This is a genomic window from Streptomyces sp. NBC_01669 (genome assembly GCF_026339735.1).
Classification (GTDB): Bacteria; Actinomycetota; Actinomycetes; order Streptomycetales; family Streptomycetaceae; genus Streptomyces; species Streptomyces yanii.
The window spans coordinates 6,353,841-6,368,266 of the sequence record NZ_JAPEQG010000001.1 but is presented as its reverse complement, the minus strand read 5'-3'; the positions used below and the strand labels follow the sequence as shown (position 1 = coordinate 6,368,266).

Here is a 14,426-nt window from a genome sequence, read left to right as displayed (position 1 = left end):
GCGGGAACGGGCGTCGGGGTCACCGACGGCCGACGGAGTGCGTGGTGGCTGCGCGAGCGGCGATCGCCTGCCGGTAGAGCTCCGCGGTGCCGATGGCCGCCTGCTTCCAGGTGAACCGGGACAGCACCCGTTCGCGGCCCGCGGCGCCGAGCCGGGCCCGCAGTTCCGGGTCGCCCAGCAGCCGGGCGAGTGCGGCGGCCAGTGCCCCGGCGTCGGCGGGCGGCACGGCCAGGCAGGTCTCGCCGTCCGGGCCGGCCACCTCGGGGATCGCCCCGCCGGTGGTGGCGACGAGCGGGGTGCCGGTGGCCATGGCCTCGGCGGCGGGCAGTGAGAACCCCTCGTACAACGACGGGACACAGGCGATCTCGGCGCTCCGCACCAGGTCGACGAGTTCGGTGTCGCTGATGCCCTTGACGAATTCGACGGCGTCCTGGAGTCCGTACCGCTCGATGGCCTGCGCGACCGGTCCGTCCTCGGCCCGCTTGCCGACGACCACGAGGTGCGCCTGCGGGTTCTCCGTACGGAGTTTGGCGAGCGCCTCGACGAGGTGGACGAGGCCCTTCAGGGGGACGTCGGCACTGGAGGTGGTGACGATCCGGCCCGGCACCTCGGCGATCTTCGGGTCGGGCGACCACAGGTCGGTGTCCGCACCGATGTGCACGACATGGATCCGGTCCTGCCGCACCCCGAGGTGGTCGACGATCTCCTGCTTGGAGGAGCCGGAGACGGTGAGGACCGACGGCAGCCGGCGCGCGACCCGCTTCTGCATGCGGGTGAAGGCGTACCAGCGGCGCACGGAGGCGCGGCGGCGACGGCTGTCTGCGGCGTCCAGTTCCAGCTGCCGGTCGACGGTGATGGGGTGGTGGATGGTGGTGACGAGCGGGGCGCCGAGATCCGCCAACAGCCCGTACCCGAGGGTCTGGTTGTCGTGGATGACATCGAACTCGCCGCGGCGCGCGGCGAGATGGCGGCGGGCGCGGAGGCTGAAGGTGAGCGGTTCCGGGAAACCACCGGTCCACATGGTGGCGACCTCGGCGGCGTCGATCCAGTCCCGGTACTCGCCGCGCCCGGGGGTGCGGAACGGGTCGGGCTGGCGGTAGAGGTCCAGACTCGGCAACTCGGTGAGCGGGACGCCCTCGTCGAGTACGGGATAGGGCTGGGCGCCGATCACTTCGACGCTGTGGCCGAGGCGGGCGAGCTCGCGGCCGAGGTGGCGTACGTACACACCCTGACCGCCGCAGAACGGGTTGCCCTTGTAGGTGAGAAGTGCGATGCGCAGGGGTCGCCCGTCGGTGCTGCCCGACGCGTGGCCGCCCGTGCGGGGGCCCGCTTCTATGGCCTCAGCGGTCACACTCGGCCCCCTTCTCACTGCGTGTTCGCCGGAGCGTAACCGCTCGCGCTAATCTAGAACAAGTTTCAGACTGGATCGTTCAATGAGCTACGAATCTACCGGCAGGTAGCGTCGGCGCAACGGCCGGATCAGGTGATTCGCGCCACCACCGGGCACCCTGGCATGCTGTGCGCCGCCGGGGCCCAGACGCCTCCCCCGGTCGCGGACAGAAGCCATGGATGGGGACACATGACAGCGGAAGCCAAGCCGGCATCGCCGCCCCTGACGGAACGGCAGGAGGCTCGCCGTCGTCGCATTCTGCACGCCAGCGCCCAGCTCGCCAGCAGGGGCGGTTTCGAGGCGGTGCAGATGCGTGAGGTGGCGGAGGCCGCCGGGGTCGCCCTGGGCACGCTGTACCGGTACTTCCCCTCCAAGATCCACCTCCTGGTCGCCACCATGCAGGACCAGCTCCAGCACATGCACGGGACGCTGCGCAAGCGCCCCCCGGCCGGGGACGACGCGGCGGCGCGCGTCGCCGACACCCTGATGCGGGCGTTCCGCGCGATGCAGCGCGAACCGCATCTGGCGGATGCGATGGTGCGTGCGCTGACCTTCGCGGACCGCAGCGTCAGTCCCGAGGTGGACACCGTCTCGCGGATCACGACGGCAATCATCCTGGACTCGATGGGGCTCCAGCACCCGACGCCGGAACAGCTGTCCGCGGTCCGGGTGATCGAGCACACCTGGCACTCGGCGCTGATCACCTGGCTGTCGGGGCGGGCGTCGATCGCGCAGGTGAAGATAGACATCGAGACGGTGTGCCGGCTGATCGACGTGACGACGCCGGACGCCCCCTGAGGGCCGGCCCGTCATCCCTGCCGGGCGCACGACGACGGCTACGGCACCTCGCCGCGGACAGCCCCTGGCGGACCTACCCCGAGGCGTCACCTGTCGGCCACATACCCCTCACATCTCTGTGCCGGGTGCCCTCGAATCTCTCCTAGCATGAACCTGACCAGCACCGATGGAGAGGAAGACATGACTGACGAGTCAGGCACGGCAGGCGGCACGGCAGGCGGGCAGAACCTGGGCGTTCACCCCGGGACGACGCCGGGGTACGGCGTCGGCGCCCAGGCCCCTTACGGCTACGCGTACCCCACGGGCGCCGCGCTGCCCACCGGCAAGGCGACCGCCTCGATGGTGCTCGGCATCGTCGGACTGCTGCTCATCCCGATCGTGGCGCCGATCATCGCCCTGTGCCTGGGTATCTCGGCCCGCCGCATGGCGGACCGGGGCGAGGGCGGCGCCCGCGGCCAGGCGACCGCCGGAATGGTGATGGGGATCATCGGCTGCGCCTTCGCCTGCCTCGGGTTCCTCGTGGCCACGATCCAGGCGGTCAGCGGCGTCTGACATCGCCGACGGTCGTCCGCCCGGGCGGACGACGGGGCGCGGTCCTCCCGGGCCGCGCCACCCTGCCCCCGGTTTCGGCACATGTGCGACCCCCACATGTGCACCGCCTCAGGTGGGGGCCCCTGCACCATGTCGACGGCGGCGCGGGCTTCATACGGTTCGGCGACATCACAGGAATCCCGCCGAGGAGCCGGTCACCATGCGTCGCAGAGCCACAGGCACCGCCCACCGCAGATCCCTCTCCGCACTCGCCACGCTGGCCGCCGCCGGCGTCCTGCTGACCGGCTGCACCGCCGCCGGCAAGGCGGGCGAGGCTGACACCGCGTCCGGCAAGGGCGCAAAGGACCAGACCGTCGACGTGGGGCTGGTCTACTCCCGGACCGGGTTGCTCGCGGCCTACGGGAAGCAGTACCGCGACGGCTTCATGGCGGGTCTGGACTACGCGACGAAGGGCACCGGCAAAGTGGCCGGGCACCGCATCGAGGTCACCGAGCAGGACGACGCGGGCGACCCAGGCAAGGCGGTCGCCGCGGCGAAGAACCTGATCGGCAAGGGCTACAAGGTACTGGCCGGGACCACGGACTCCGGGGTCGCCCTGCAGATGGCGCCGCTCGCCGCGCAGAACAAAGTGCTGTACGTCAGCGGGCCCGCCGCCACCGACGCCGTGACCGGGATCAACGCCTACACGTTCCGCTCCGGCCGGCAGTCCTACCAGGACATCCTCACCGCCGGGGCGATGCTCGGCGGGGCCAAGGGCAAGAAGGTCACCGTGCTGGCCCAGGACTCCACGTTCGGCCAGGCCAACGTCGCCGCGGTGAAGGCCGTGCTCGGCGGCCAGGGTGCGAAGGTGGGTTCCGTGCTGGCCCCGCCGAGCGCCACGGACCTGACCCCGTTCGCCCGGCAGGTGAAGGCCGCCGGTCCCGATCTGGTCTTCGTCGCCTGGGCCGGTTCCACCGCCCCCGCGCTGTGGACCGCCCTGGACCAGCAGGGGGTGCCGAGCGCCTCCAAGGTGGTCACCGGGCTGGCCGGGACCGCCTCGTACCCGGTCTTCGGTGCGGCGGGTTCCAAGGTCTCGTTCCTGGCGCACTACTTCCCCGGCGCGGGCGGCGGCAACGCCGTGGAGAAGGCCATGCTGGACGCGGTGGCCAAGGCGGGCGGCACCCCTGATCTGTTCACCCCCGACGGCTTCACCGCGGCCCAGATGATCGTGCACGCCGTGGAGGAGGGCAGCGCCACCGATCCCGCCGCCATGGCGAAGGCCCTGGAGGGCTGGAGCTTCGACGGGGTGAAGGGCAGGGAGCAGGTCCGCGCCGGGGACCACGCGCTGCTGCAGCCGATGTTCGTGGCGAAGCTGACCGGGAAGGGCGCCACCGCGAAGCCGGAGCTGGTGACCACCGAGCCGATGGACAAGGTGGCGCCGCCCGCGAAGCCCTCGGCGGGCTGACCGGTGGCAGCACCTGACATCACGACGGATCACGGGAGCGCGGCGCACTCCGCCGCCCCCGTGCTTCAACTGGCCGGACTGAGCTGGGGCGTCGGTGGGGCGACCATCGTCGAGGACATCACCCTGGATGTCCGCGAGGGCGAGTTCCTGGCCTTCATCGGCCCCAACGGGGCCGGCAAGACCTCGCTGTTCAATCTGATCAGCGGGCTGACGACAGCCACCTCGGGCACCCTCGCGCTGGACGGTACGGACCTGACCGGCCGTCCCGCGCACGTCCGGGCCCGGCGCGGGATCGGCCGGACGTTCCAGACGTCCAGTCTGTGGCCGGGGATGAGCGTGGCCGACCACGTCCGGCTGGCCGCCCAGGCCGCCGGGGGCGGCTCGTACCGCGTGTGGCGGCGCGCTTCCCCGTACACCGACGAGGTGCGCGGCGTGCTGGAGCGCACCGGACTCGGCCACCGCGCAGGGGCGCTGGCGTCCGAGCTGTCGCACGGCGAGAAGCGGAAGCTGGAGCTGGCGGTGCTGCTCGTGGGCGAGCCGCGGCTGATGCTGCTCGACGAACCGATGGCCGGGGTGAGCGCGGAGGAGGTCCCCGCACTCACCGAACTGATCCGCACCCTGCACCGGGACGAGGGCCGCACCGTCCTCATGGTCGAGCACCACATGGACGTACTGCTGGGGCTGGCCGACCGGCTGGCCGTGATGCACCACGGCCGGCTCCTGGCGCTGGACACCCCGGAGGCCGTGACCGCCGACCCGACCGTGCAGCAGGCATACCTCGGGGAGGGGCTGTGACGACGGAGACCCTGCTCGCCGTACGGGACCTGCGGGTTCTCATCGGCGGACGGCACATCCTGCACGGTGTGGACCTCGATGTCGCCCGCCACGGGGTGACCGCGCTCCTCGGCCGCAACGGTGCCGGGAAGACCACGACCGTGCGCGGCGTCCTCGGCCTCGTCCCGCGCACCGGAAGCGTCCGGCTGGACGGTGAGGAGACCGTGGCGCTGCCCACCCACACGCTGGTGCGGCGGGGCATCGGTTACGCCCCCGAGGACCGCGGCATCTTCGCCGGACTGACCGTGGCGGAGAACCTGCGGCTGGCCGAGCGGCGCGGGGCGGGCGCACCGGCTTACCCCCTCGTCCATGAGCTCTTCCCCGAACTGAAACGCCGGGAGCGCCAGTTGGCCGGGACGCTGTCCGGAGGGCAGCAGCAGATGGTCGCCATCGGACGCACGCTCCTCAACGGAAACCGACTGATCATCGCGGACGAACCCACCAAGGGTCTGGCGCCCAGGGTGGTCACCGAGGTCGCCGAGGTGCTGGAGCGGGCAGCCGAGGCGGTGCCGGTGCTGCTCGTGGAGCAGAACCTCGCCGTCGTACGGCGCCTCGCCGCGCACTGCACGGTGCTCGCCGACGGCCGGACCGCCCATCAGGGACCGGCCGGTGAGCTGCTGGGCGACGCGGAGGCGGCGCGCCGGCTGCTGGGCGTGGGGCACGGTCCGGCCGCCCACGTGCCTTCCCGGAACGCGGAGGAAGATTCCTGATGTCCACCCTTGTGCTGCTCACCATGACCGGACTCGGTCTGGGGGCGCTCTACTTCCTGATCGCGTCGGGGCTTTCGCTGATCTTCGGTCTGATGGACGTGCTCAACTTCGCGCACGGGGCGCTGCTCTCCATCGGCGCGTACGGCACCTGGTGGGCGGCGTCCGGCAATCTGCCGGGCGCGGGCCCCGGCGGTGCGGGCTTCGTCCTCGCGGTCCTGTTCGGTACGGCGGTGGGCACCGCCGCCGCGGTACTGCTGGAGCTCACCGTCGTCCGCCCGCTCTACACCCGGCCGCGCGAACAGGTGCTCGCCACGGTCGGGGTGGGGCTCGCCGTCCCGGCCCTGCTGTCGGGCATCTGGGGCTCGGACGCCCGGACCTTCCCCGGGCCCGAGGCGCTGTCCGGCACGTTCTCCCTGCTGGGCGCGGAGGTACCGGTCAACCGGCTGGTGCTGATCGCGGCGGCGGTCGTGGTGCTGATCGCGCTGCGGCTCTTCCTCGGACGGACCCGGCACGGACTGGTCGTACGGGCGGGGGTCGAGGACCGGGCGATGGTGACGGCGCTCGGCATCGACGTCCGCAAGGCGTTCACGCTCGTCTTCGCGATCGGCGGCTGCGCCGCCGCGCTCGGCGGGGCGCTCGGCGGGCTGTACTTCGGCTCGGTCGACCCCCGACAGGGCACGTCGCTGCTGATCTTCGCGTTCGTCGTGGTCGTCACCGGGGGCATGGGCTCGGTGACCGGCGCCGCCGTGGCGTCCGTCGTGATCGGCCTGGTCCAGCAGTTCGCCAACTACTACACCGCAGCGGGCCTCGGCGACCTGGCCGTCGTCGTCCTGCTCGCCGCGCTGCTGCTCGTACGGCCGCGCGGACTGACCGGGAGGCTCGCGTGAGCACCGTGACCGGGACACCCGACCGCACGAGCGGAACACCGGCGGCACCGTCCGACGCACCGGTGCGCGCGAACACGGCGCGGCTGCTGCGCTGGTGGCCGGCCGTGGTGCTGGTGCTGCTGATCGTCGCACCGTACAGCGCCCTGCCGTTGCCGGGACTGCTCGACGGCCCGCTGGGCAGTCCGGGCAGCCTGCAACTCCTCGCCACCTGCCTGTTGTTCGGCGCCCTGGCCACCGGGTACGACCTGCTGCTCGGCCGGACCGGGCTGCTCTCCTTCGGGCATGCCCTGTACTTCGCGGCGGGCAGCTACGCCACCAACACCATCATGCTGGAGGCCGGACTGCCGTTCGCCGTCTCCGCTCCGGTCGGCGTCTGCTTCGGGATCGCGCTCGCACTGGTGCTGGGATCGGTGAGCCTGCGCGTCACCGGCATCGGCTTCTCCATGGTGACGCTGGCCTTCGCCCAGGCGGGCTCGATCCTCGTCTCCCGCAACCCCGGCGGCTTCACCGGCGGCGAGGAGGGCCGGGCCGCGCCCGCCGAGCTGCTGCCGTCCGGGCTCGTGGGCATCGAGCACACGGCGAACCTGTACTGGGTCGCGCTCGGCTATCTCGTCCTCACGCTGGCCGTCGTCCACTGGGCGGTCCGCTCCCCGACGGGGCGGGTCTGGGAGGGCATCAAGGAGAACGAGCGCCGGGTGGAGGTGCTGGGGCTGAAGCCGTACGGGTTCAAACTTTCGGCGTTCGTCCTGGCCGGTGCGCTGGCCGCGCTCGGCGGGCTCGTCCATCTGCTGCTCACCGGCGGCTCCACCCCACAGACGACGACGTCGGACTTCACGCTGTCGCTGCTGGTGATGGTGGTGCTGGGTGGCTCGGGCACCCGCTGGGGACCGATGGTCGGCGGCATCCTCTACACGTGGGCCGACCACCGGCTCGGCGATCTCGCCGGATCGGGTGCGGTCGCCGACCTTCCCGCGGTACTGCGGGTACCGCTCTCCCAGCCACTGTTCCTGCTCGGTGTGGTGTTCGTGGCCGTGGTCCATCTCCTGCCGGGCGGGCTGGCACGGCTGCCGTCCCGGATACGTTCCGTACTCCGTGCGACCAGTGAGGGCGCACCCGCCCAGAAGGAGGACCGGCACTCATGACCGCGTACGAGGAGATACGTGTCCCGGTGGCCGGCGGCGAACTGGCCGCCCTGCGCTGGCCGGCCCGGGAGCCCGACGCGCCGGTGGTCGTCGCCCTGCACGGCATCACGGCCAACGCGCTCTCCTGGGGCACGGTGGCGCGGCTGCTGGCCGGCCAGGTCACGCTGGTCGCCCCGGACCTGCGCGGCCGGGCCGGAAGCTCCGGGCTGCCCGGACCGTACGGCATCGCGGCGCACGCCGATGACATCGCGGCCCTGACCGGGGCGCTCGGCCTGGACCGGGTGGTGCTGGCCGGTCACTCGATGGGCGCGTTCGTGGCGGCGCTGGCCGCCGTACGGCATCCTGACCGGTTCGGTCCGCTGCTGCTCGTCGACGGTGGGATCGGCTTCCCCGCCCCCACCCATCTCTCCCCGGACGAACTGATGACGGCAGTGATCGGTCCGGCCATGGACCGGCTGTCGATGACGTTCCCCGACCGGGCCGCCTACCGGGATTTCTGGCAGGCGCATCCCGCGTTCGCCGGGGACGCCTGGTCGCCCGAGGTGGACGCGTACATCCAGCGCGATCTGACGGGCGACGAACCGGCGATGCACTCGACGTGCCGGATCGAGGCGGTGCGCACCGACGGGATCGGTCTCTTCGACGACGACGTGCTTTCGGCGGTACGAAAGTTGCCGGTGCCGGCGACGCTGCTGTGGGCGGCGCGCGGTCTCATGGACGAGCCGCAGGGACTGTACGACGAGCAGCGGCTGGCGGCCGCCGACCTCTCCGGCACCCTGCTGGAGCCGGTGGCGGTGCCGGACGTCAACCACTACACCGTGCTCACCGGGGACACCGGCGCACAGGAGATCGCCACACGACTGGTGGCACTCTCGAACATACCCAGCCCGTGCGGCGGTTGAGGAAGGAGCGGTGGCCGGCCGACCGGCCGGTCACCGCTCCTGACCGCCCGACAACAGGTTCAGCCGCAGCGCCAGCTGAAGTTCCAGCGCCCGGTCGGGCTCGTTCCAGTCGCGGCCGAGCAGCACCTGGATCCGGTCCAGCCGCTGCACCACCGTGTTGACGTGGACGTGGAGTTCGTCCTTGGCGCGGATGAGGCTGCCGCCGGAACCGAAGTAGGCCCTCAGCGTGCGTACGAGGTGGGTGCCGCGCTGGGCGTCGTACCGCAGCAGGGGTCCCAGCGTCGCGGTGACGAAGCCGTCGACATCCTGCGCGTTGCCCAGCACCACGCCGAGGAAGCCGAGTTCGTCGACACAGGCGCCTTCTCCGGTACGGCCGAGGACCCGCATGGCCCGCAGGCAGCGTGCCGCCTCGGCGTACGCGGCGGCGAGCTGCCGCGGCCCCCGGGCCGGACCGGTGGCGGCCACGGTGACGGGGGCCTGGACCAGCTGGCCGAGCTGGGCGGCCGCCGCCCGCGCCGCGTCCCCCGCATCGGGTCCGGGGTCCGCGTCCGCCTCGCAGCCGATCAACAGCACCACGGTTCCCGCATGTTCGGCACTCACGCCGCGGATGTCCCCGCCGAACAGATAGCGCAGGGCTGCGGCGCAGAGCTTCTCCCGGGCGCCCGCCTCGGCCACGAGCAGCAGATGCGGGCGGTCCAGGTCGATGCCGAGGCGTCGGCCGCGTTCGGCCAGTCCGGCGGGGTCGCGGTCCGCGTCGGTCAGCAGATCGCTGATCAGCTCGCCGCGGATCCGGTTCTCGGTCTCCGCGACCGTGCGCCGCAGCAGCAGCAGGAGGCCGGTGACCACGGCGGCACGTTCGAAGAGCCGCCGGTCCGAGTCGTCGAGCCGACCGCGCTGGTGCAGGACCAGACTGGCCAGGAGTTCCTGCCCGGCGAGCACGGCGCAGATCCACCGGCCGTCGCGGTGCACGGCGCGCGCTCCGGTGCGGGACTCCTCGGCGGTCTCGACCAGCCATCCGGCGTCCATGGAGTCGGCGGCGAGACCCGCACCGTCGGGCCGGACGGCCGCCAGCGGGCGCCCGCCCGGGTCATGGATGGTCAGCGGGGAGTCCAGCAGCCCGGCGACGGCCGCCGCGACGTCCTTGACGTCACCGCCGCGCAACACCAGGTCGGTCAGCCGGTCATGTGCCTCCTCGGCCCGCTGCATGGCGGCCGAGTGTTCGCGTACCGCCGCGTTCGCCTCCGCCAGCTCGGCGTTCGCCTCGGCGAGTTCGGCGAGGGCGGACCGGGTGTCGGCGAGGGCGCGCGCGGTGTCGATCGCGATCGCAGCGTGCGCGGCGAGTGAGCAGAGCAGGGCGACCTCGTCGGGGCTGAAGACGCGGGGTGCGCGGTCGGCGGCGAAGAGGACGCCGATGACCTTCCCCGTACCGCCGCGGCTGGAGCCGAGGAGCAGGGGCACGCCCAGGATGGCGACGAGCCCCTCGTCGAGGACCCCGGCGTTGATGTTGCGGGTGTGGCGGAAGCGGTCGTCGGTGCGGTAGTCGGGGGTGGCGTACGGGCTCGCGGTCTGCGCGACCAGCCCGCCGAGCCCTTCGCCGAGTTCCAGCCGCAGCCGCTGGAAGAGGAGCGACACCGACCCGTCGGTCACCCGCATGTAGGTGTCCCCCGCCTCCTCGTCGGGGAGCGTGAGATACGCCGTGTCCGTGCCGAGCAGCATCCTGGCCCGCCGGACGATCGCCTTGAGCACGTCGTCCAGATCCCGGGAGGCGGCCAGATCGCCCGCGGTGTCGAAGAGCGCGGTGAGCTGGAGCTCGCGGCGCCGGTGCTGGCGCAGGGCGCCCCTGATCCGCAGGGCGGTGGCGGTGGCCGCCTCCACCTCGGCGAGTTCGCCCGCGGGCACACCGGCCGCCCGCGCCTGGGAGGACACGGCTCCCAGCGCCTCGGCGGGGGCGTCCTCGGCCAGCAGGTCGAGGAGGAGACGCAGGTGGGGCGCGGCGGAGGGGGTGGGTGCAGACATGGGCGGCCATCGTTCGTCGGGAGGGGCGGGGAGCCGGGAGGGTCAGTTGGCGGTCCAGCCGCCGTCCATGGAAAGGGAGGTGCCGGTGATGTGTGAGGTACCCGGTCCGCACAGCCAGAGCACCGCTCCGGCAACGTCCTCGGGTTCGATCAGGTGCTTGATGGCACTGCGTTCCAGCATCACCTTGCCCACCACCTCCTCCTCCGTGATGCCGTGGGTACGGGCCTGTGCCGCGATCTGGTTCTCGACCAGGGGCGTGCGTACGTAGCCGGGGTTGACGCAGTTACTGGTCACCCCGTGCGGTGCTGCTTCCAGGGCGACCACCTTGCTGAGTCCCTCCAGTGCGTGCTTGGCCGATACGTATGCCGATTTGTACGGGCTGGCGCGCAGCCCGTGGACGGACGAGATGTTGACGACGCGCCCCCAGCCGCGTTCGTACATGCCGGGCAGGGTGCGGCGCAAGATGCGGAACGGTGCTTCCACCATGACGCGGTGGATCAGGGCGAAGCGGTCCGGCGGGAATTCGTGCACGGGGGCCACATGCTGCAGCCCGGCATTATTGACCACCAGGTCGGCGTCGTCCGGCAGGGAGTCCACCGCCTCGGGCACGGACAGATCGACGACCCAGGCAGTTCCGCCGATCCGCTCCGCCAGTTCTTTCGCCGCGTCGGCTGCCTTGTCCACGACGTACACATGGGCGCCCGCGGCAGCGAGAGCCTGCGCGCAGGCCTGTCCGATGCCGCTCGCCGCACCGGTCACCAGGGCGGTACGGCCGGCGAGGGACCGGTCTGCGGGCGGGGGGACGGTGAGCGGTGCGGGCCCGGGTTCCGGGCGCTGGGGAGTCTCCATGGTCGTCACCGTAAGGAGGCGGAAGCCCACGTCACACGGGGTCGGTGCACACACCGCCGCGTGTCGGCATGGTGGCGGCGTACATGGTGCGAGGCAGGGGGCGGAAGCCGTCAGCGCCTGTCGTCGAGCCCGGGTCGGGCCCGGGTTCGACGACGGGCACTCAGTGGGCCGCGTCCAGCGTCGCCCGCTGCTCCGCCGTCAGCTCCAGGTCCACCGCGGCCAGGCTCTCGTCCAGCTGTGCCACCGAGGAAGCGCCGACCAGCGGGACGACCGGGACGTCGCCGCCGATGAGCCAGGCCAGGACCACCTGGTTGACGGTCGCCTCGGTCTGCTCGGCCACCACCCGCAGCGCCGCCTGCCGGGCCGGTGTGCCCGGGTGGTCGAACTCCGGGCCCAGCGGCTTGTCCGCCCGGACGTAGGCACCGGCCAGGAGCGGCGAGTAGGCGACCGGCACGAGGGCGGGTTCGGCCCGCAGATAGCTGAGCAGATCCCCGGAGAGCACGCCCTCCTGACCGTCCGGGGACCGCAGGCCGGGCAGGTCCGTGCGCTGCCGCAGATAGCTGTGGTGGTGCTGGAGGACCTCGTATCCCGGCAGTCCGGCGGCCGCGGCGAGGGTCCGGGCCCGCTCCACCTGCCACGCCCAGTGGTTGCTCACGCCCAGCAGGCCGACGGCCCCTTCGGTCACCAGCTCACCGAAGGCCTCGACGGTCTCGCTCATCGGCACGCTCCGGTCCTGCACGTGTGCGTACAGCAGGTCCAGCTTCTCGACACCGAGGTGTTCCCGGCTCCGCTCCGCGGACTCCCGGATCACCTTCGGCGAGAGCCCCTCGATGTCGTGGGTGAAGCCGGCGGCGGGGGCGTTCGGCCGGGCACCGAGCTTGGTGGCGATGACGATCTCGTTGCCGACACCGCGGCTCCGGCGCCATCGGCCGAGCAGCTGCTCGCTCTCCCCGCCCTGGCTGCCGTCGACCCAGAACGCGTAGTTGTTCGACGTGTCGATGAAGGTGCCGCCGGCCTCGGCGTACCGGTCGAGGATGGCGAAGGACGTCGCCTCGTCGGTGGCTGTGCCCATCAGCATGGCGCCGAGGCTGAGCACGCTGACCTCGCGGCGGCTCTTCGGGTCCGTGCCGATCGTGCGGTACCGCATTCCTGTCCCCTCCCAACAGCCCGTCTCGGTGCGGGCGTTGATGACCGGGAGTCTGTATGTTCGAGCGCACTCGATGTCAATCCCGGCTTTCCGCCGGCGCTCGCGACGCAAGAGCGGCGTCGCACACAGCGGGGTCCGAGGGATGTCAGCCCGCCCCATGGGCCGGGGCGGCCCGGACTCGTAGGTTCCGGCAGCAGTCCGCGCGTCCGCACGTTCCGAACAGGGAGGCCCCCGTGCGCCCATCCATCCTGCGACGCCTGCTCCGGAGCATCGCGTCCACCGCTGTCCTCGGTGTCGTCGCGGCGACACCGAACACCGTGGCCGCAGCCCCGCCCGCCGCTGCCGCCGGTGGCCTCCAGCAGGTCACCGGCTTCGGCACGAACCCCGGCAATCTGCAGATGTACGAGTACGCCCCCGCCGGTCTGCCCGCGGGCGCACCGCTGGTGATCGCCCTGCACGGCTGCACGCAGACGGCGAACGACTACTACACCCACTCGGGCTGGCCGAAATACGCCGACCTGTGGAAGTTCGCCGTGGTCTTCCCGCAGACCACCTCCGCGAACAACTCGCTCTCCTGCTTCGGCTGGTTCGATCCGGCCGAGGACACCAGGGGCAAGGGCGAGGCCGCCTCCATCGTGCAGATGGTGGAGCACGCGAAGCAGCAGTACGGCTCGGACGGCCGCCGCGTGTACGTCACCGGGCTCTCGGCGGGCGGCGGAATGACCGCCGATCTGCTGGCCGCCTACCCGGACGTGTTCGCGGGCGGGTCCGTGGCCTCCGGTCTTCCCGCGCAGTGCGCAACCAGCCAGGCGGCCGCTTCCGGCTGCCAGACCGGCCCGCAGAAGCTGACCCCGGCCCAGTGGGGCGACAAGGTCCGCGGCTCCTACTCCGGCTACTCGGGTCCGTGGCCGCGCGTGGCCATCTGGCAGGGCACATCCGACTACACGGTGTATCCCGCCAATGCCACCGCCCTGCGTGACCAGTGGACCGATGTCTGGGGCATCGGTCAGACCCCCTCCAGCACCACCACCCTGCCCGGGAACACCACCCGGAGCGTCTACAACGACGCCTCCGGGCAGCCGGCCGTGGAGACGTACTCCATCTCCGGCATGGGCCACGGCCTGGCCGTCTCCCCCGGCTCCGGAACCGATCAGTGCGGGACGACCGCCGCGTACTTCCTGAGCTCGATCTGCTCGACCTACCACACGGGCGTCTTCTGGGGGCTGGACCAGGGCGCACCGGGCGGTGGCGGCGAGGACCCGCTGCCTGCGCCCTCCGGTCTGACGGTCACCGGTGTCACCGGGACCAGCGCCTCGCTGTCCTGGGGCGCCGTCGCGGGAGCCTCCTCGTACGTCGTCTACCGCGACGGCAGCAAGGTCGCCCAGCCCGCGTCGACGGTGTTCACCGACACGGGGCTGTCCGCCGGGACCGCGTACAACTACACGGTGGCCGCGGTCAACGCCTCGGGCGCGGTCGGCGGGGTCTCGTCCCAGGTGACGGCGACCACGACCTCTGGAGCGACCGGCGCCTGCTACACGGCGACCAATTACGCGCAGGTGGCGGCGGGCAGGGCGCACACGACCGGTGGCTATGTGTACGCCAACGGCTCGGAGCAGAACATGGGGCTGTACAACGTGTTCGTCACACACACCCTGCGGGAGTCACCGGCGGGCTGGTTCGTCATCGCCGACACCGGCTGTACCGCCTGACGGGCCGGGAGCTCCGCCGTGCAGCCCGGATGTCCGTGCCGGGCTG

Annotated in this window: 13 protein-coding genes; 9 read left to right on the top strand and 4 right to left on the bottom strand. The window is 72.1% G+C overall.

Annotated elements, in window-relative coordinates:
- Positions 1–19 precede the first annotated feature (19 nt).
- Positions 20–1,351, bottom strand: coding sequence for a glycosyltransferase family 4 protein (locus tag OG972_RS28495; RefSeq protein ID WP_266986169.1), 1,332 nt, complete (start codon positions 1,349–1,351; stop codon positions 20–22).
- 228 nt (positions 1,352–1,579) lie between these two features.
- On the opposite strand from OG972_RS28495, the gene OG972_RS28490 reads away from it, so the two are divergent.
- From OG972_RS28490 to OG972_RS28455, 8 genes are all read left to right on the top strand, one after another.
- A complete protein-coding gene (locus OG972_RS28490) occupies positions 1,580–2,188 on the top strand; it encodes a TetR family transcriptional regulator (RefSeq protein ID WP_266986167.1) in 609 nt (202 codons plus the stop codon).
- 180 nt (positions 2,189–2,368) lie between these two features.
- Entirely contained in the window at positions 2,369–2,740 is a 372-nt protein-coding gene (locus OG972_RS28485; protein WP_266986165.1) for a DUF4190 domain-containing protein, read from the top strand.
- Between the two features lie 199 nt (positions 2,741–2,939).
- Complete coding sequence (locus tag OG972_RS28480; protein WP_266986163.1) at positions 2,940–4,184, top strand: substrate-binding domain-containing protein; 1,245 nt, start codon at positions 2,940–2,942, stop codon at positions 4,182–4,184.
- Positions 4,185–4,187: 3 nt separating this feature from the next.
- A complete protein-coding gene (locus OG972_RS28475; protein ID WP_266986161.1) occupies positions 4,188–4,979 on the top strand; it encodes an ABC transporter ATP-binding protein in 792 nt (263 codons plus the stop codon).
- Entirely contained in the window at positions 4,976–5,728 is a 753-nt protein-coding gene (locus OG972_RS28470; RefSeq protein ID WP_266986159.1) for an ABC transporter ATP-binding protein, read from the top strand. Before OG972_RS28475 ends, OG972_RS28470 begins: the two co-directional genes overlap by 4 nt.
- A complete protein-coding gene (locus OG972_RS28465) occupies positions 5,728–6,615 on the top strand; it encodes a branched-chain amino acid ABC transporter permease (RefSeq protein WP_037694442.1) in 888 nt (295 codons plus the stop codon). Before OG972_RS28470 ends, OG972_RS28465 begins: the two co-directional genes overlap by 1 nt.
- Positions 6,612–7,757, top strand: a complete 1,146-nt coding sequence (locus OG972_RS28460; RefSeq protein ID WP_266986156.1) for a branched-chain amino acid ABC transporter permease — start codon at positions 6,612–6,614, stop codon at positions 7,755–7,757. The genes OG972_RS28465 and OG972_RS28460 overlap by 4 nt, the downstream gene beginning before the upstream one ends.
- Positions 7,754–8,659 (top strand): alpha/beta fold hydrolase, encoded by a 906-nt coding sequence (locus tag OG972_RS28455; protein WP_266986154.1) that lies wholly within the window; start codon positions 7,754–7,756, stop codon positions 8,657–8,659. The genes OG972_RS28460 and OG972_RS28455 overlap by 4 nt, the downstream gene beginning before the upstream one ends.
- A 30-nt stretch (positions 8,660–8,689) precedes the next feature.
- Here OG972_RS28455 and OG972_RS28450 read toward each other — a convergent pair whose 3' ends face one another.
- The 3 genes from OG972_RS28450 to OG972_RS28440 all read right to left on the bottom strand — a co-directional run bounded on the left by OG972_RS28450 (position 8,690) and on the right by OG972_RS28440 (position 12,671).
- Entirely contained in the window at positions 8,690–10,675 is a 1,986-nt protein-coding gene (locus tag OG972_RS28450) for a GAF domain-containing protein (RefSeq protein WP_266986152.1), read from the bottom strand.
- 42 nt (positions 10,676–10,717) lie between these two features.
- Positions 10,718–11,524 (bottom strand): 3-hydroxybutyrate dehydrogenase, encoded by an 807-nt coding sequence (locus tag OG972_RS28445; RefSeq protein ID WP_266986150.1) that lies wholly within the window; start codon positions 11,522–11,524, stop codon positions 10,718–10,720.
- Between the two features lie 160 nt (positions 11,525–11,684).
- Entirely contained in the window at positions 11,685–12,671 is a 987-nt protein-coding gene (locus OG972_RS28440; RefSeq protein WP_266986148.1) for an aldo/keto reductase, read from the bottom strand.
- A 233-nt stretch (positions 12,672–12,904) separates the two neighbouring features.
- On the opposite strand from OG972_RS28440, the gene OG972_RS28435 reads away from it, so the two are divergent.
- On the top strand, positions 12,905–14,380 hold the full coding sequence (locus OG972_RS28435; protein WP_266986146.1) for a PHB depolymerase family esterase: 1,476 nt from the start codon (positions 12,905–12,907) through the stop codon (positions 14,378–14,380).
- Positions 14,381–14,426: the final 46 nt, after the last annotated feature.